Origin of the sequence: Fodinicola feengrottensis (genome assembly GCF_039530045.1) — a bacterium.
Lineage (GTDB): Bacteria > Actinomycetota > Actinomycetes > Mycobacteriales > HKI-0501 > Fodinicola > Fodinicola feengrottensis.
Genome location: NZ_BAAANY010000013.1, coordinates 18,732 through 36,278, shown reverse-complemented (window position 1 = coordinate 36,278; position 17,547 = coordinate 18,732). Strand labels below are relative to the sequence as shown.

Here is a 17,547-nt window from a genome sequence, read left to right as displayed (position 1 = left end):
GGGTCAGTCCTCCCGGCCGGTTTCCACGTTCTCCAGAATGCCAAGCGCGTCCGGCACCAGCACGGCCGCCGAATAATACGCGCTCACCAGATAGGAGAGGATCGCCTTCTCGCTGATGCCCATGAACCGTACCGAAAGTCCGGGGCGATATTCGTCCGGCAGGCCGATCTGGTGCAGGCCGATGACGCCCTGCTGCTCCTGGCCAACCCGCATCAGCATGATAGAGGTGGTCCGGGTGGAGCTGACTTCCAGCTTGTTGCAGGGAAGCACCGGGATGCCGCGCCAGGACGGGACCAGCTGCCCGCCCATGTCCACACTGGACGGGTAGACGCCACGACGGCTGCATTCCCGGCCGAAGGCGGCGATCGCCCGTGGGTGCGCGAGGAAGAACGTGGGTTCCTTCCACACGGTGGAAATAAGGTCGTCGAAGTCGTCGGGGGTGGGTGGGCCGGTCCGGGTCTGGATGCGCTGCTGGAGGTCGGCGTTGTGCAGCAAGCCGAAATCACGGTTGTTGACGAGCTCGTGTTCCTGGCGTTCACGCAATGCTTCGATGGTCAGCCGGAGTTGCTGTTCCACCTGGTTCATCGGCTCGTTGTAGAGATCGGCGACCCGGCTGTGAATGCGCAGCACGGTCTGCGCGACACTCAGCTCGTATTCCCGCGGAGATGTTTCGTAGTCGACGAAGGTGCCGGGCAGGTCGGGCTCGCCTTCGTGCCCGGACGCCAACTCGATTTCCGCCTCGCCCTGCGGGTTCTGTGCTCGCTCGGTAACCGTGCTGGCCTGCTCGATATGCTCGCGCAACGGCTGGATCTGGCCCAGCAGCTCGGAAACCGCCTGCCGGGACAGCGCGAGGACCGTGCAGGTGGTGACCGCTTTGGCGGTGAACTCCCAGATGCTCTGCTCGTCGGTCAGCACCTGGTCGCCGAAGTAGTCGCCGTCGGCAAGCGCGCCCAGCACGGTTTGGTCGCCGTACTTGCCGGTGCCGAGTTTGTTGATCTTGCCATGCGCGATCAGGAAAACCTGGTCGGCGTGGTGGCCGAACTCGGCGAGCACCTCGCCGGGCGCGAATTCCCGCTGGGTGAAACGCCCGGCCAGCGCGGTCAGCGCGGCCTCGTCGTCGAAGGCCCGCAGCACCGGCAGCTCGCGCAGTTCCTGCGGGATCACCCGTACGTCCGCGCCGGTGCTGACAAACGTGACCCGGCCGTCCCCGACCGTGTAGCTCAGCCTCCGGTTGACCCGGTAGACACCACCGGCCGCCTGCACCCACGGCAGCATTTTCAGCAGCCACCGCGAGGTGATCGCCTGCATCTGCGGCGTGGACTTGGTCGTGGTAGCCAGATTCCGGGCTGCCGCGGTCCCCAGACTCAGCTGCGGTTTATCCTGGTCAGTCCCCAGATCGGGGTCCGTCACGGTCACTGCCGACACCACCCATCGCGATCGGAAGTCGAAATCGACGCCGCCGCCCTGACTCCATTCAGGAACAACGACGAAACGGAGCGTATTGAGGGCGGAGCTGTACGTAGACAAGCCGGTTTGCCGATCGGCTGGCGCGCGAGCTGGGTTCCAAATTTAGTTGCGGCACCGGTCGGTAAACGGCATTAACATCGTCGGCTTGCCATGAATGTCCACTATGGACTGCCATGTCGTCCGACTTCGGTGGGAACTCAGGCGAGGCCGGAACGCTCCGCCAAAGCCCACAGGTCGGTGCGTACGAGCGCATTGTCGCGGGCCAGCAGGTCCTGCACCACATCGCGGGCCTCGGCGCTGAACCGGATCTCCTCCGGGCACGCCTCTTCGGCCTTCAGCAGGCTGAAGATCGCGCCGAACGTGTTGCTTTCCCGACCGTGCGCCTGCGCCACGGTGATGTAGTGCCGGGCCCGGCGCTCGCGGGCGTGGATCTTCCCGGTGTCCACGGTTTCGGCTATCCGTAAGGCATGTCGGGCCCGGCCGAAGGTGAGCGCGATCCGGACGGCATGGATTTCCACGTCAGTGGGCCCGAAACCGGTCCGCAGGTCGTTGCGGTCCTCGGTCAGCCGGCCGGCGGTGGCCCTGGCCTGGTCGAGCAGCCGCTCGGCGGCCACCTGGTCGTCGTCGGCCGCGGTGGCCTCGGCGGCGGTGAGCTGCATCGCGCCGTACACCGAAATCTCCTCGACGGTCTCGGACGACACCCTCGTACGCAACTCTTCCAGCAGCTCCAGACAGAGTTGCCTTGCGCGGTCTGGAAAACCGAGGCTGAGCAGGGTGCTCGCGAAGCCGCCGGCGCAGGCGATCTCGGCCAGCGGATCGCCGGTCCGGCGGGCCGCCTGCACCGAGCGCTCAATGGCCAGCAGCGCCAGCGGCTGGTCGCCGATCCGTCGTAGCACCGCCGACACCAGCCGGTACGTGCAGGCGGCCAGCCCGTCGGTGGCCGGTGCCTCGCCGAGTTCTGCCAGCGTACGCAGCAAACCCGGGAGCCGCTGCAGCGTCATCGTGTAGCGATGTGGCGAATCCTGCCACCCGGTCCACGTGTCGATCACGTCCCGGCGCAGCCTTTCCAGCTGGCCGTTGTCCACGGCATGGTGTGGTTGGTGGGTCAGTTCCGGCTGGAAAAGCAGCTCGCGCAGCTCGTTCACCGGCACTCGCGGGAGGTTCCGGCGGGGCGCCAGTGGCACCGCGCTGCCCAGAAAACCGGACACGTCGGAGATTTTCAGTACCTCGGCCAGCCGAAGCAGGATGGACAGTCGGTCCACTGCCCGCTCGTCCCGCTCGACCTGCCGAATCCACTCCGCGCTGCGGCCGACCAGCCCGGCCAGCACGGCCCGGGACAGGCCGCGCCGGCGGCGTGCCAGCTCGATCCGTTTCCCCAGTGGCACGTCGAGATCGGAGACCATCTTCTCACCCCTGGGGCTATTTTCGGCAAATATCCCAATACACGCCCTTTGCTGTGTTTCGGACGTCGTGGGCGATTGACGCCACCGACTGTAGGAGCTGGGTGTACCACGGCGTATCCGCCAAATAGCCGGTAGTAATCAATCATCACTTGTGGTACTTGTTCGATACCAGTGGGTAATCATCGGATGGTCCTACGATCCGCCAATCTGCTGGAGGGCGAGGATGAATGGCGCCGGGTCGATGGCCAGCGCCCGGCTGAACGGATACTCGATCTGGAAGATCACGAACAGCACTAGCGCGATCATGCCACCCACCGTGGCCATCATGATGCCATTCGGGAAAGTCCGGTCCAGCCCGAAAAGATAGAGGAAACCGACGCTGACCAGGCTGCTGATAATCAGCACCGGCCACAGCAGTGGCGGCATTGACTTGTCCGCCGCGGAAATCCTGGTACGACGCGCGTCGGCGGCGTCCGAAATCCGGCCGAGCACCGCGTCGTACGCGCTCTGCTCCTGGTTGCTGGACGGGTTGACCTGCTCGATGGCTGTCCGTAGCTGCTGGAAAAGCGCGGCGGATTCCGGGCTCTGCGCATGCGTGTCGTGCAGTGCCGGCCATTCGCTGGCCACTACCGATTCGGTGTAAGTGACGGTCAGCCGGTGGATCGCCGGCCGGCTCGCGGCCGGCAGTTGCGACGACAACTGCTGGATTTCGATGAGGTCAGCCGCTTCCTGACTGGTCGCCTCGCGCGCGTCGGTGTGCGGCTCCCAGACCGCGATCGCCGCGATCGCGATGAGGATCGCGTAAACCATGCCGATGCTGGCGTAAAGCGCACCGGCCGCGTCCGCGTCGGCGACCAGCCAACGCTCGGGAACGTACTTGGAAATCAACAGAAAACCCACGACGGAGATGCCCGCGGCGAGAACTACGACGCCGATGCCGGTGAACAGAACGATCATGGCTGCCGTCCTTTCGGGTCGGTGGGGTGCGAGGTCACCGGCGGTGCCGGGCGGACGCCACGTGCGCCGCGCCGCGGGCCGCCACGATCAGCGCCGGCACCAACAGGCCCAGGAAGACCGCGAAGGTCAGCGGCAGCTGGGAACGCGGCTGGGGGAACGGTTTGGTGACCCGTACCAGAAAACGGTGGCTCGGACTCGGGCTGGGCGGCGCCGGGCTGGTGGCCGGCGGCTCGGTCGGGTCGGGCTGGTAGTAGGTCTGCGCGGGATTCGGTCTCGGTTGGGGCGTCGGGGTGGGCCGCGGTTTTGGCTTGGGGGAAGGGCTGGGGTGCGGTGACGGTGCGGGCGAGGCCGGCGGTGGTACGGGCGGCGGTGGTGGCACAGCCGGTCGCGGGCAGCTCGCCGCGTCCGCGTTCAGGCCGGCCAGCCCGACCGTCGACCAGGTCAGTTTTTGCGGGCTGCCCAACGGAATATGGACCATTCGACCGGTCGCGTTGTGCAACGCGTGCAGCACTCCACCGTAGATCGCGACCGCGCCGTATCCGTTGCCGAGCAGGCCTTGGGGCTTGGCCACCACGGTGACCCGGCCGCTGCTCGTACTCACCTTGACGAGCCGGCCGGCGCCAAAGCCGGCCGTGTCGATCCCATAGAGGTCGCCGTCCGCGGGATTGATCTCCCAGTCGCCCAGATAGGGGTGCGCCGAGAGGCGTACTTTCCTGCTGACAGTGAGAAACCCGTGTCCCGGTTGGATGTTGACCACGGCCATGTCGCCACCGCCACGGACGTACCAATGACTGCCGCTGATGGCGCCGGCGTACGCGTCCCGGGTGCCGCGCGGCGCCGGCCCCCGGTCCCGGGCGTGACCGGCCTCGTCAATGGTGATGACCCGGGCACCGCGCCGATCGGTGCCGATCGCATAGAAGAGGTGTTGGTCTCGTGCGTACGCGAGCGCGTTGACTTCCAGTGGCAGCTGGCTGATCGTCCGGTGCTGCACCCCGTCCGAGCCGAAGCGGATCAGCTGCCGGCCGCGGACCACGTAGAAGCCGCCTTCGCAGACCGCCGGCTGGCTGGTTTTTGGCGCGGTGTCACCGATGACCGCTGTTGTGCTGCTGACGCCGGCCTGCGGGAACAACCCGACCGCGACCAGCAGCACAACCGCGGCCACCACCCGGTATGACGAGTGAAGCGGCACGGTCGATCACGCTAAGGGTGCTCTCGGTAACCGGCCACAACTGTGTTGTGGGCAAATTAAGTTGGAGTCAGGCCGCGGTGATCGTCTGGACTCGCGGCTGGGCGAGCCGCATGTAGTCTTTTGTGTTCAGCGCCAGGGACCGGTCCAGTCGGGCCGCGTTGAAGAAGATTTCCTGATGCTCCAGCAAAGCCGGATCGACCAGGAGCTCGAGATCAGGATGAAAGGCGAACGGCAGGATGGTCCCGCTGACGCTGCCGGCGAGCGCCTCGGCGCGATCGGTGGAAGCGAAGGAGACGTACGTGCCGCCGGCCCTTTCCTTCAGGCCCGCGAGGTCCACCCGAGCGTCGCCGGGCACCACCGCGAGGAAGTAGCGGCTGGTCTTCTTACCGATTTTGACCATCACGACGAGGCATTTGGCGGCCTGCTCGACGGGGTTGCCACGATAGCCACTGACCACGTCCGTACGCCCCTCCGGCGCGTGCTCGAGCACGCGATACTGCGCGCCGCCCTCGTCGAGCAGTGCGAGCAGCCGGTCGTACGCGGTCGGTTCCTCGGACACGGCGCTGCCTCTCTCTGGATGATCACTCGACCTTACGACTACGCCCAGTGTCGTACGGGCGTGGCCGCCCACGAGAGGATGCCGGCGACGACCGCGTCAGGCAGGCTGTAGCGGTGAGATCGGGGTGGGCATGAGAGTGACGAGATCGCTGGTCGGCGATCTTGCGCTGGCTCTTGCGTTGACCCTGGTCGGGGTCCCCGTCACGGCTATCCTCAGCGGGGCGCACCGGCCGGGCGGCTCCGGTCCGTGGCCGCACACCGGCCCCGACCCATGGTCGTCCATCGGTGCACCAGCCGGGCATCTCGGCCTCGCCTTGGTGATCGTCACCGCGTTGGTGCTGGTGGTCCGGCGGCGGTGGCCGTTGATCACGTTCGCCGCGGTCACCGTGCTGACCTCCGCGTACCTGATGCTCGGTTTCGTGCTGGGGCCGATCCTGTTGTCATTTTTTGTCGTGGTCTACACGGTGGCCCGGCATTTGCCGTTGGTCCGCTCGCTGCCGGCCGCGCTGGCCGCGATCGTGCTGCTGATGTTGGACATTTTCGTACGCCAGGGCGCTATTGAGAACCTGCTCGGGTTGATGCCGGTGTCGGCGTGGGTGGTTGTCCCGTACGCCGGCGGGTTCGTCGTACGGCAGTGGCGCGAGTCGGTGGCACGGGACCGAGCCGAGGCGCTGCGACAGCACGTCGACGAGGAGCGCCTGTTGGTCGCCCAGGAGGTGCACGACATTGTCGGGCACGGCCTCGCCGCCATCAAGATGCAGGCCGATGTGGCTTTGCATTTGATGGCCAAGAAACCCGAGCAGGCGCAGCTGGCGTTGGAGGCGATCAGCCGGACCAGCAGCGAGGCGCTGGAGGAACTGCGCGCGACGCTGGCAGTCGTACGGCGTACCGACGCCGAGGCGGCCCGCGCGCCGGCCCCGACTTTGGCCCGGTTGCCGGATTTGCGACGGCGAATGGCCGAGGCGGGCATCGACGTGGAAGTCGATCTCGTCGGTCCGGAGCGCCCGGTGCCGGCCATCGTCGACCTGACCGCCTACCGGATTGTCCAGGAATCGTTGACAAACGTGCTGCGGCACAGTGGCGCGGGGCAGGCCACGGTCAAGATTGCCTACCAGACCGAAGAACTGGTGATCGACGTCACGAACGCGGTCAACGGGTCGCCGGGCAAGGGCGGCGGGCTGGGCATTCCGGGAATGCGTCAGCGCGCCATCGCGCTTGGCGGCAGTTTTGCCGCCGGGCCCACCGATGACGGCCGCTTCGAGGTGCACGCCAGCCTGCCGACCGGAGGAGAAGAGTGATCACCGTACTGATCGTCGACGACCAGGAACTGGTCCGGATCGGCCTGCGCGCGCTGATTGACAGTGAGGACGACATGAGCTGCGCTGGCGAGGCGGCCGACGGTCTGGCCGCGGTCGGCGCCGCCAAGGAAAGCCGGCCGGACATTGTCCTGATGGACATCCGGATGCCCGGCGTCGACGGCCTGGAGGCGACCCGCCGGATCAGCGCCGACCCGGCACTGGAACACACTCGGGTCATCGTCCTCACCACTTTCGAAGTGGATGAGTACGTTTTCGAGGCCCTCCGGCATGGCGCCAGCGGTTTTCTGTTGAAGGACACCAAACCCGCCGAGCTGCTCCGGGCGATCCGGCTGGTGGCCGCCGGCGACGCGCTGCTTTCGCCTTCGGTGACTCGCAAAGTCGTCAGCGAGTTTGTCTCGCACACCTCCCGGCCAGTCAAGCCGCACCCGTACCTGCACACCCTCACCGACCGGGAACGTGAGGTGGTCAGCCTGGTCGCGGAAGGCCTGAGCAACCAGGAAATCGCCGAGCGGTTGGTCGTCAGCCCGGCCACTGCCCGTACTCACGTGAGTCGAGCGATGACCAAACTGGGCGCCCGCGACCGCGCCCAACTAGTGGTTTTCGCCTACCAGTCAGGTCTTGCGAACTAGATTCAAGCTTCCTGGACGGTACCGCGACCCAGAACCGGTCGGTGGCTGGGCCGCGAACCCGTGTCATTGGCAGCCGCGTCTGACGCCGTAGCGCTGGGTAGGCTGATCGTGATGATCAGCATCGTCGTTGTCACGCACAGCCGGGCACTGGCCGAGGCCGCGGTGGCGTTCGCCCGGGAGATGCCGAACGGCCAGGCGGTCACGATCGCCATCGCCGCCGGCCTCGACAACAACACCTATGGCACCGACGCTTCGTCGATCGCGGCCGCCATCGAGAAGGCGGACAACCCGGAAGGCGTGCTGGTCCTGACGGATCTGGGCAGCGCCGTGATCGCCGCGAAGGTGGCCTTGGAGCTGTTGGAACACGACACGCGCGTACGGGTGAGGCTGTGTCCGGCGCCGCTGGTGGAAGGGCTGGTGGTGGCGGTCGCCGCGGCCGGCGCAGGGCTGTCGTTGGACGCCGTCGAGGTCCAGGCGTTGGGAGCACTGGCGGCGAAACAACCTGTCGCCGAGCACACGCAACCAGTGGCCCGCGGGACTTTCGCGCTGCGTAATCAGCACGGCCTGCACTTGCGTCCGGCGTCCAAGCTGGTCGCGCTGGTGCTCAGTTTCGAGGCGGACCTGCGGATCCGTGATCTCACCACCGAGTCCGCGCCGGCCCCGGCGGCCAGCCTCAGCCAGGTGACCGGGATCGGGGCCGCGCAGGGGGATTTGCTGGAGGTCACCGGCACCGGACCGCAGGCCGCCGACGCAGTGATGGCGGTTGTCGCGCTGGCGGAACGAAACTTCGACGAAACCGACGGTCGGGGCGGGGCTGGGACGAAGCGGGCCGGACCGTTGGCTGCCGCGCCGGGCATCGCGATCGGCCCGGCCTGGACGCCCCAGCACCCGGTGCCCCAGGTCTCGGCGCAGCCAACCGGTGATCCGACTGCTGAGTGGCTGCGACTGACCGACGCGGTCGCGGCCGTACGCGCCGACACCATTCGCCGGCGGGACCAGGTCGAGCGCGAGCTAGGCCCCGGCCAGGCCGATATTTTCGCCGCTCACCTGCTCTTTCTCGAGGACATCGAGTTGCTCGCCCAGGCTCGCCGGCAGCTGGACGGTGGCCGTTCGGCGCAGGTTGGGTGGGACCGCGCGGTGCAGGTGATGAGCGACCAGCTCGCCGCGTTGCCGGACGGTTACCAGCGGGCCAGGGCCGCGGACGTACGGGCAGTGGGCGACCAGGTCCTGCGCCAGCTCGCCGGCACTCCGACTGGTTTTGCTTCCAGGGCAGGCATTCTGCTCGCCGAGGACCTCACTCCGGCGGACGTGAGCGGCCTGGATCCTGAGCTGGTCACCGGCATCGTGCTCGCCGCCGGCAGTCCGACCGGGCACAACGCGATCCTGGCCCGGGCTCGTGGCATTCCGATGGTGGTCGCTGCTGGCCTGGACACAATGGCCCGCGCGGATGGGAAAATCGTCGCGATGGATGGTGCGACGGGCGAGTTGGTGATTGACCCGCGGGCCCAGACCCTGGCTGGTTTCGTTTGGCGGGCCGGAAAATTTGACGCCGCTCAGACCGACGCGATCGCGGTGGCGGACGAGCCGGCGCGTACGACCGACGGCACCCATATCGTGGTGGCCGCGAACCTCAGCTCGGTGGCGGACGCGGTGACCGCCCGCCAGGTCGGTGCCGACGCGGCCGGCCTGATCCGCACCGAGTTCCTGTTCCTGGGTCGGATGGAGCCGCCGACCGTTGACGAGCAGGAGGCCGCGTACAGGTCCATCGCGGAGACCTTCCAGGGCCGCCGCATCACCTTCCGTACGCTCGACATCGGCGCGGACAAACCACTGTCCTATGTGGCCACCGCCGCCGAGGCGAACCCTTTCCTTGGCCTGCGTGGCATCCGGCTCGCGCTGGCCCGGCCCAAACTCCTGCACGACCAGCTCGACGCGATCGCCCGGGTGGCCAGCGACCACCCGGTCGACCTGATGTTCCCGATGGTGTCCACAGTGGACGAGCTGACCACCGCGCTGGCAGCGGTGACTCGCGCCCAGGGGCTGCGGGTGGGGGTGATGGTCGAGGTCCCGTCGGCTGCCCTGAATGCCCGGGCGCTCGCCCCACACGTGGACTTTTTCAGCATCGGCACCAATGATCTCACCCAGTACACGCTGGCCGCCGAGCGCGGCAACGCCGCGGTGGCGGGCCTCGCCGACCCGTACGATCCGGCCGTCCTGCGGTTGATCGACTGCGTGACCCGCGCCGCCGGCGACCGGATTGACGTGGCGGTCTGCGGCGAGCTGGCCGCGGACGAGCTCGCGGTCCCCTTGCTGGTCGGCCTCGGTGTCCGTGAGCTGAGTGTGGCCGCAGCGGCTATTCCACTGGTGAAACAGGCGGTCCGTCGGGTCGACATGGCCGCCGCGACCGCACTTGCCCAACGGGCTCTCCAGCAGTCCAGCGCGCGGGCCGTCCGCGGCCTTTGCGGTCGCCTCTAGTGTCCTGCGTCTGCTCACTTGATCTGATTGTCCGGAAACACCCACCCTAGCTGTCGGACAGGAGCCAGCCGATGCGCAGTTCTCGCGCACCCGCGCGGGAAATCTGGACGAGCTCGGCGCGTTCGGGGTCGTCTTCGGGCAGGTCCTCGGCGAGGGCGGCCTGGGCGGCGATTGTCTGCGGCCGGGCGCCGAGTGCGCCGCGCAGGTGGAGTGAGCGGCGCAGCAGCGCGGTGGCCTCGGCGGGCTCCTTGAGATGTGCGAGGTGCCGGATGATGTAGGACTCGAAGTAGTCGTCGCCGGACTTCGTCGCGATCTCGAGAGCTATTTCGTAGCGTGGGAGGGCACCGGCCGTGTCCTCGTCGATGTTGTCCAGCAGGACACCCCAGTGGTATTCGGCCCAACCGCGCTGCTTCTCGTCACCGCTCTCAGCCGCCGCACTGTATTCGGCCTCGGCCACGGCGCGGTCGTCAGCGCGGGGGTCGCGGCCGAACAACAGGCGGCTGTAGGCCAGTCGCGCCGTGAGCAAGTGCGCGGTCGACGATGCGGGATCCAGCGCCGCGACCGCCTTCTTGGCCTCCTCGTGGCCCTGGATCTGGAAGAACCAGCGATCGACGGCAATTTCTGCGCGCAGCTCGAGATCGGCGTCTGGGCCCAAGACGGCGAGCGCGGCGTCCCACTCCCCGAGCAACTGCAGGCGACGAGCTATGTAGGTGTCATCGGTTATCATGGAACCTACTGTAAACAGCATCGATGTAGGTGGTCAAATGAATTACGATGACTACACTGGCAACGTAACGCGGCTCGCCGTCGAGCTGGCCAATACCGGCACCCTCAACCAGGAGGGCGAGTTGGTCGCCGCGTTCTTCGCGGAGCACGAGATCACTCCGCCGCCGGACGGCGATTTCGGCGCACTGCCGGACCTGGTACGCACGGCCCTGGCGCAGTTGGTCGACGGCGTCGCCCCCGCCGCTGTCCATCGCTTGCTGCGCGACTACCCGCCGGACATGCACCTGTCCGACCACGACGGCCTCGGCGGCTGGCACATTCACTTCAGCCGCAACGGCGCCCCAGCCAAACAGTGGCTCGGCCAGCAGATCGCCGCCAAATTGGCTTTGGTCGCGGCCGGGGATCCGGCGGTGACGCTGGGGCGGTGCGCCGCGACCGGCTGCGGAAACTACTTCGTGGACCAGTCACGGAACCGGACGCGCCGGTTCTGCTCCAACGCGTGCGCGAGCCGGACGACGGTCGCGGCTTATCGGGCCCGGGCGGCGAGAAACTCCTAGCAAAGTCCGTTGGAGTCCCGCGTCCGAGGTTCGTTGCCTTCTCCAGCGCCAGAAGCGACCTCGCCACACTAGTGATCAGGAGCGACGAACGAGCTCGGGCTCATGGTGGGCAGGTAGATCAGGCCGTCGAAGGCGGCCAGCACGTCGACTCGCATGGTCGTGTACGCGTGTCGAATGCTCGACGGGCCAGCGATCCCTTGCGCTGAACGAAAATCCAGCAGGACTGGCGCGCTGGCGTGGACGGCCTGCTCCACACTGCCATCGGCGGGCTCGTCCAGTGGCCGGGAAAACACCTCGAAACCCTGGTTAGCCTTCGCATCCAGTCGAAGGTCAGTGGTGCTGCCGGTGCCGGCGGTGATCCCGAGAACGACATAGTCAGTACCGAAATCGGCGGCGAGATAATTGCCGGCAGTACGTGTTCGCACCCCTGGCATCAGTTCCATCGGGACTCGCTGGGCGTGGCCGTTGTGCACCATCAGCACGATCCGCTCGTCCGGCCCGAACACCTCGCGCAGCAAACGTACCGTCGCCGCCTGGTAAATGTCGCGCGAGGACGCCACCAGAGCGGGCGGGTTGGGCTGGCCGAGCGCGACGAACTCACGCAGCTGTTCGTCCAGGCGCAGCGCTCCGAGAGCGTGATGGCGGGCGATTTTGTGGTCGTACGGGTCCGAACCCGGCTCCAGTGCGTCCAGCCGGAGCGCCAGCCTGGAGAGTGCGGCGGCAGCAGCGTCGCGGCTTGCTGTGCTCAGCTCGGCATAACGCCCGGACGCCACCGCGTTGTTCGCCGCGACGTACGGTTCGGTGGCGGTGACAGCATCGTCCACATAGGACACTTCGGTGGGCGCGTACTTTTCGAGGTAGTCCCGTACGAGCGCAAGGCCCGGCACCACCGAGCCGCCCGAGCTGGGCACGTCCACACCGGCGTACCGGACCCGGCCGCCGTCGGCGTTGTGCGCGCGCAGCCAGCCGAGCATGTCCCGCACTTCGGTGGCCTCGCCGAAACGAAACGTGAACCCTTCCCGCGCGATCGTCTCGAGATCGCCGGCACCGCCGCGAATCCAGTCGTCGACCAGCTGGCCCTCGGCGAAACCTGACTCGAAGGCGAGGACACCGAAGCCCAGCTCGGTCACCAGGAAGCGCAGAATGCGGTCGCGCAGGAGGCCGAACTCGCGGATGTGGTGGTTGTTCTCGCCGATTGCCACCAGGTGCGCATCGCCGACCAGCTCGGCGACTGAGGACAGATCGTCCATCGGCAACCGGCGAATCGTGTCGGGCAATGTCACGGTGACCTCTGTTCGTCTCTGCGCGGCAAATGGGCGGAAATGATTATCGCGCACCCGGGCTCGGCAGCCCGGGTCTGCCGGCCGACTACTGGCTCGCCAAGTCTTCCGACGGCGGCCGGACCTGGTCGGCGACCAGGCTGGCTGGCTCGTTCGACCTGACCGCTTCCAAGGCGGGCTGACCGAACCTCCGCGAACCTGACGTTCTCGCTGCTGTCGGCAGTGAAACGTCAGGTCCGCGGTGGGTTGAGGGCTTCCCAGGCCGTACGTGCGGCGGGCGCCCAGGCGGTGTGTTGCTGGCCGAACAGGGTGGCGGCCTTGACGCCGGACCAGCGGCTGGGCAGCAGCTCGCGGGGCAGGGCAGGGTCGATTGCCGGAAACCGCCGCCAAGCGTGGACGAGCTCGATCTGGTCGATCAACGCGTTCTTGCGGGCCGGGTCGGAGAACTCGGCGATGAAGTCCTCGTACTGCTCTTCCACGGCGACCAGGTCCCAGGCCTGCTGGACCATCGCCCGTACGTCCCCGATGCCCGGCCGGGTCGCGATGAAAACGTGCGCGTCGTCGGCGATCCGGGCCTCGCGCAGCACCTCGGCGACCTCGGCCTCGCGCTCTGGATGCGTACTGATCCAGAGGCCGGCGCCGAGCGACCCGAAACCGGCCCAGCTGAGGCGGGTACGAAGAAGGTGCCGGGCTCGCCGGTCGCTTTCCGGCACTCGTACGGACACCAGCAGCCAGGTGCCGTCCCAGCCCTGCGCCGGGCCGGTGAAGGAGTAAATCCGCTGCGCGCCATCGGTGAGCAGCCGCTCCGCGTTCGGTGTCAGATGCCACAAGGTGCGCCGGCCGATTCGCTCAGCGCGCAGCCAGCCGTCCGCGGCCGTTCGCATCAGCGCCTGTCGGGTGGCCTTCTCGTCCACCCCGAGCTGCCCCAGCACCTCGATCAACGCTGAAGTCCAGGCGGTCCGCTCGGCTACCAGCGCGAACTCGCCCAACACGGTGAACAGCAGGCCGCGCGCGCTGGACGCGCCGGCGGCGTGCCGACGGGACAGCGTGGGGGCCCGCTCGCCCGGTGCCGGGTCGCTGATGGTCATCGCGTCCTTCGTCTGATTTGCCGTAGTGGCCAATTCTTCCTGACGGTGAGTGGTCGGTCATCACCAGTTGCGATATTCTACAAGAACTTGACAGGCTCACATGGAGTTGTAGAACATGAGAGCATCGGTCGCTGGGAGGATCCGGGTGAACACTGCGGAGTCGACTATGACATCGATCCACCCTGGCGTGACCGCAACAGCCCGCGTCGAGTTCCGGGTCCGGCCGGTCGACTACCGGCACTGGAAGATCGCCACCGACGGGCCGGTGGCGACGCTGACCATGGACGTGGACGAGCAGGGCGGCCTGCGCCCCGGCTACGAGTTGAAGCTGAACTCGTACGACCTGGGCGTCGACATTGAGCTTTACGACGCCGTGCAACGGCTCCGGTTCGAGCACCCCGAGGTGCGTACGGTGGTGATCACCAGCGGCAAGGAGAAGATTTTCTGCGCGGGTGCCAACATTCGGATGCTGGCCGCTTCGCCGCACCCCTGGAAGGTCAACTTCTGCAAGTTCACCAACGAAACCCGCAATGGCATTGAGGACGCGACGGCGAATTCCGGACAGACATATGTGGCGGCCTTGAACGGCACCGCGTCCGGTGGCGGGTACGAGATCGCGTTGGCCTGCGAGCATCTGATGCTGATCGATGACCGCTCGTCCACGGTTTCGTTGCCGGAGTTGCCGTTGCTGGGCGTGTTGCCGGGCACCGGTGGCCTGACGAGGGTCGTCGACAAGCGGCACGTGCGGCGTGACCTCGCCGACTACTTTTCCACCCGTTCGGAGGGAATTGGCGGCAAGAAGGCTGTCCAGTGGCGGCTCGTCGACGAAGTCGTGCCGCGGCCGAAGTGGCTGCAGGCGGTGGCCGCTCGCGCTCTGGAACTGGCCGAGCGCTCTGGTCGGCCGACGGACGCGACCGGAATTTCGCTCAGTCCGCTGGAAAAGCAGCGAGAGGACGACCGGATCTCGTACGAGCACGTGACGGCGGTGCTGGACCGGGAAGCCGGTACGGTCGAGATCACCGTCGCCGGCCCCACCGCGGACGCACCAACCGATGTTGCTGGCGTACGAGCGCAGGGCGCGGATTTCTGGACGTTGGCGGTCACCCGCGAGGTTGACGACCTGATTCTGGACCTGCGGACCAACGAACTCAGCGCCGGCACGTGGATTTTGAAGACTCGCGGGGAAAGCGACAAGGTGCTGGCGTACGATCGGCTGCTGCTCGCGAACCGGGACGACTGGCTGGTCAACGAGATCCTGCATTATTTGAAACGTACGCTCAAAAGGCTGGACGTCACCAGCCGCAGCCTGCTGGCCCTGATCGACCCGGGCAGTTGTTTCGCTGGCTCCCTGCTCGAACTCGCGCTGGCCGCCGACCGGTCATACCAGCTTTTCGGGGTTTTCGAGGACATCGACCCCGATGCCGAGCCGGCCGCACTGCACCTGACCGAGATGAACTTCGGCGTGCTGCCGATGGGCAACGGACTTTCCCGCGTACAGACGCGATTCTACGGTGACGAGCCGGCGCTGGAAGCCGCTCGCGGGGAAATGGACAAGCCGCTGCGGGCCGACGCGGCCGCCGAGCTCGGGTTGGTGACCTTCGCGCCGGACGACATCGACTGGGACGACGAGGTGCGGATCGCGGTGGAGGAACGGGGCAGTTTCAGTCCGGACGCGCTGACCGGCCTGGAGGCGAACTATCGTTTCACCGGACCGGAAACGTTGGAGACCAAGATTTTCGGCCGGCTGACGGCCTGGCAGAACTGGATCTTCGTACGGCCGAACGCGTCCGGCGAGTATGGGGCGCTTCGCAAGTTCGGCACCGGGCAACGCGCGGAATTCGACAGGAAACGGGTCTGAGCATGCCGGACAGGGCAGATTATTCGGAGAAAATCCCCAACAACGTCGAGCTGCATGAGGACCGTCGGCTGCAGCGCGCGTTGGAGTCCTGGCAGCCGAACTTCCTCAGCTGGTGGGAATCGATGGGCCCGACCCTGCCCACCCACGACGTTTACCTGCGGACGGCGATCAACGTCGGCCGGCAGGGCTGGGCGAATTTCGGTCATGTGGCGATGAAGGACTACCGCTGGGGGATCTTCCTGGCCGAGCGCGACGCGGACCGGCGGATCGGCTTCGGGGAACACAGGACCGAGCCGGTCTGGCAGAAGGTCCCGGGGGAGTATCGGGCCGAGCTGCAGCGGCTGATCGTCATCCAGGGCGACACCGAGCCAGCTTCGGTGGAGCAGCAGCGAAACCTCGGAGCCACCGCGCCAAGCCTCTACGACCTGCGCAACCTTTTCCAGGTGAATGTGGAGGAAGGCCGGCACCTGTGGGCGATGGTCTACCTCCTGCACGCGTATTTTGGCCGGGAAGGCCGGGAAGAGGCCGAAGAGCTGCTGCACCGCAACTCCGGCAGCGAGGACGCGCCGCGCATCCTCAGCGCTTTCAACGAGGAGACGCCGGACTGGCTGTCCTTTTTCATGTTCACGTATTTCACTGACCGGGACGGCAAATACCAGCTCGGTACGCTCAAGGAAAGCGCCTTCGACCCATTGTCCCGTACGTGCGAGTTCATGCTCAAGGAAGAAGCGCACCACATGATGGTCGGCACCACCGGCATCGACCGGGTGGTGGAGCGTACGGTCCAGCTGATGAAGGAGAATGACACCGAGGAGATCGCGTCCTTCGGTGGGATTCCGTTGAAAGTCATCCAGAAATATCTGAACTTCCACTACAGCGTCTCGCTGGACCTGTTCGGCGGCGAGACCTCCACCAACGTGGCGAACTACTTCACCGCGGGTTTGAAGGGCCGCTGGATGGAGGACCGTCGCAAGGACGACCACCGGCTCACTGAGGAGTCGATCATGGTCGACGCGCTCGACCCGGACGGCGAGATCGGGCAGGCCGAGGTTTCCGCGCTGGTGGGGCTAAACGCCGACCTGCGGCGCGAATATGTCTCGGACTGCCAAAGCGGGGTCAACCGCTGGAACAAGATTCTGGACAGCGCCGGGCTTTCGCACCGACTCAAGCTCCCGCACCAGGCCTTCAACCGCAAGGTCGGCGCCTTCTCCGGCATCGAGGCGACCCCGGACGGCGAGAAGATTTCCACCGACGAATGGGCACTGCGCAAGGGCAGTTGGCTGCCGACCGAGGTGGACAAGACGCACGTACGATCCCTGATGCGGCCGGTGCACGAGCGCGGCAAGATCGCCGCCTGGATCGCGCCACCCCGCAACGGCATCAACGGCCAGCCATTCGACTACGAGTACGTGCGTTTTCCCTAACGAGCAGGGGTTGGCTTGACCGGCCGGAACAGGTCGACGATGTCGTCCAGCACGATGACCAGGCCGCCCACCACCAGGCCGGCGACCGCGGCGACCGCGGCGGCACCCAGGTCAAGACTGCCGGTCGAGAGTGCCCCAGCGGCACCCAGCAACGCCACGCAGATCAGGAAAACGTTGCGTACGACATGAAGCGGCCCGAGCGGCGTGGTGGATTTCCCGAAGCAGCGGCACGGGGTGCGCTCGCCTTTTCGCACGCTGATCACGATGCCGACCGCGAAGGCGGCCAACAGGGCTGCCCCCAGGCCGAAACCAGCCATCGCCGAGGCCGCGAGCGGGATCGCGACCAGCACCACGGTCAGGACTTCGGCGATCACCACCGCCAGGGCGACCGGTCGCGACCAAGCCCTGGGCAACACCCGCATCTGCCGGACAGACGCGACAAAATCCCCGAATGCCGATGTTCCGACCAGCTTGGTCGCCGCCGAGGCAACGAAAACCACGCCGATCAGCAGCCGGCATGCCAATGCCACGTACAGCATCCAGTCTCTCCCCGGTCGTGTCCTACGTCCCACCTTGGCACGCCGGAGCATGCGCGGCTGGAATTGCCCCCATGCGGT

General features: G+C 66.8%; 16 protein-coding genes. 7 read left to right on the top strand and 9 right to left on the bottom strand.

What is annotated here, in order from left to right; translation table 11 throughout:
* Positions 1 to 3: 3 nt before the first annotated feature.
* From ABD301_RS18810 to ABD301_RS18790, 5 genes are all read right to left on the bottom strand, one after another.
* Positions 4 to 1,416 carry a family 2B encapsulin nanocompartment shell protein gene (locus ABD301_RS18810; protein WP_163569371.1) on the bottom strand — a complete coding sequence of 471 codons (1,413 nt, stop codon included), beginning with the start codon at positions 1,414 to 1,416 and terminating at the stop codon, positions 4 to 6.
* Positions 1,417 to 1,664: 248 nt separating this feature from the next.
* Positions 1,665 to 2,870, bottom strand: coding sequence for a helix-turn-helix domain-containing protein (locus ABD301_RS18805; RefSeq protein WP_163569370.1), 1,206 nt, complete (start codon positions 2,868 to 2,870; stop codon positions 1,665 to 1,667).
* A gap of 192 nt (positions 2,871 to 3,062) precedes the next feature.
* Positions 3,063 to 3,827, bottom strand: coding sequence for a bestrophin-like domain (locus ABD301_RS18800; RefSeq protein WP_344311552.1), 765 nt, complete (start codon positions 3,825 to 3,827; stop codon positions 3,063 to 3,065).
* Positions 3,828 to 3,861: 34 nt separating this feature from the next.
* On the bottom strand, positions 3,862 to 5,016 hold the full coding sequence (locus tag ABD301_RS18795) for a DUF6923 family protein (RefSeq protein ID WP_344311551.1): 1,155 nt from the start codon (positions 5,014 to 5,016) through the stop codon (positions 3,862 to 3,864).
* 67 nt (positions 5,017 to 5,083) lie between these two features.
* Positions 5,084 to 5,575 (bottom strand): YbaK/EbsC family protein, encoded by a 492-nt coding sequence (locus ABD301_RS18790; protein WP_163569368.1) that lies wholly within the window; start codon positions 5,573 to 5,575, stop codon positions 5,084 to 5,086.
* A gap of 130 nt (positions 5,576 to 5,705) precedes the next feature.
* On the opposite strand from ABD301_RS18790, the gene ABD301_RS18785 reads away from it, so the two are divergent.
* The 3 genes from ABD301_RS18785 to ptsP all read left to right on the top strand — a co-directional run bounded on the left by ABD301_RS18785 (position 5,706) and on the right by ptsP (position 9,997).
* A complete protein-coding gene (locus ABD301_RS18785) occupies positions 5,706 to 6,872 on the top strand; it encodes a sensor histidine kinase (protein ID WP_344311550.1) in 1,167 nt (388 codons plus the stop codon).
* Entirely contained in the window at positions 6,869 to 7,522 is a 654-nt protein-coding gene (locus tag ABD301_RS18780; protein WP_344311549.1) for a response regulator, read from the top strand. Before ABD301_RS18785 ends, ABD301_RS18780 begins: the two co-directional genes overlap by 4 nt.
* A 111-nt stretch (positions 7,523 to 7,633) precedes the next feature.
* A complete protein-coding gene (gene ptsP / locus ABD301_RS18775; protein WP_344311548.1) occupies positions 7,634 to 9,997 on the top strand; it encodes a phosphoenolpyruvate--protein phosphotransferase in 2,364 nt (787 codons plus the stop codon).
* 46 nt (positions 9,998 to 10,043) lie between these two features.
* Here the strand turns inward: ptsP and ABD301_RS18770 are convergent, their stop codons facing one another.
* Positions 10,044 to 10,724 (bottom strand): hypothetical protein, encoded by a 681-nt coding sequence (locus tag ABD301_RS18770; RefSeq protein ID WP_344311547.1) that lies wholly within the window; start codon positions 10,722 to 10,724, stop codon positions 10,044 to 10,046.
* A gap of 37 nt (positions 10,725 to 10,761) precedes the next feature.
* Between ABD301_RS18770 and ABD301_RS18765 the strand changes: the two genes are divergently transcribed.
* Complete coding sequence (locus tag ABD301_RS18765; protein WP_163569366.1) at positions 10,762 to 11,280, top strand: CGNR zinc finger domain-containing protein; 519 nt, start codon at positions 10,762 to 10,764, stop codon at positions 11,278 to 11,280.
* A gap of 68 nt (positions 11,281 to 11,348) precedes the next feature.
* Here ABD301_RS18765 and ABD301_RS18760 read toward each other — a convergent pair whose 3' ends face one another.
* The gene (locus ABD301_RS18760) at positions 11,349 to 12,563 is read right to left on the bottom strand and encodes an erythromycin esterase family protein (RefSeq protein WP_344311546.1); all 1,215 of its coding nucleotides are present in this window, start codon (positions 12,561 to 12,563) and stop codon (positions 11,349 to 11,351) included.
* 29 nt (positions 12,564 to 12,592) lie between these two features.
* On the opposite strand from ABD301_RS18760, the gene ABD301_RS18755 reads away from it, so the two are divergent.
* Entirely contained in the window at positions 12,593 to 12,742 is a 150-nt protein-coding gene (locus ABD301_RS18755; protein WP_163569365.1) for a hypothetical protein, read from the top strand.
* A 48-nt stretch (positions 12,743 to 12,790) separates the two neighbouring features.
* Here ABD301_RS18755 and ABD301_RS18750 read toward each other — a convergent pair whose 3' ends face one another.
* Positions 12,791 to 13,648 (bottom strand): PaaX family transcriptional regulator, encoded by an 858-nt coding sequence (locus ABD301_RS18750; protein WP_344311545.1) that lies wholly within the window; start codon positions 13,646 to 13,648, stop codon positions 12,791 to 12,793.
* Positions 13,649 to 13,835: 187 nt separating this feature from the next.
* On the opposite strand from ABD301_RS18750, the gene boxC reads away from it, so the two are divergent.
* Positions 13,836 to 15,506, top strand: a complete 1,671-nt coding sequence (boxC, locus tag ABD301_RS18745; protein ID WP_344311544.1) for a 2,3-epoxybenzoyl-CoA dihydrolase — start codon at positions 13,836 to 13,838, stop codon at positions 15,504 to 15,506.
* A 2-nt stretch (positions 15,507 to 15,508) separates the two neighbouring features.
* Complete coding sequence (boxB, locus tag ABD301_RS18740) at positions 15,509 to 16,930, top strand: benzoyl-CoA 2,3-epoxidase subunit BoxB (protein WP_163569364.1); 1,422 nt, start codon at positions 15,509 to 15,511, stop codon at positions 16,928 to 16,930.
* On the opposite strand, the gene ABD301_RS18735 is transcribed toward boxB, so the two are convergent.
* A complete protein-coding gene (locus ABD301_RS18735) occupies positions 16,927 to 17,469 on the bottom strand; it encodes a MauE/DoxX family redox-associated membrane protein (RefSeq protein WP_344311543.1) in 543 nt (180 codons plus the stop codon). The two genes, boxB and ABD301_RS18735, sit on opposite strands and share 4 nt — an antisense overlap.
* Positions 17,470 to 17,547: the final 78 nt, after the last annotated feature.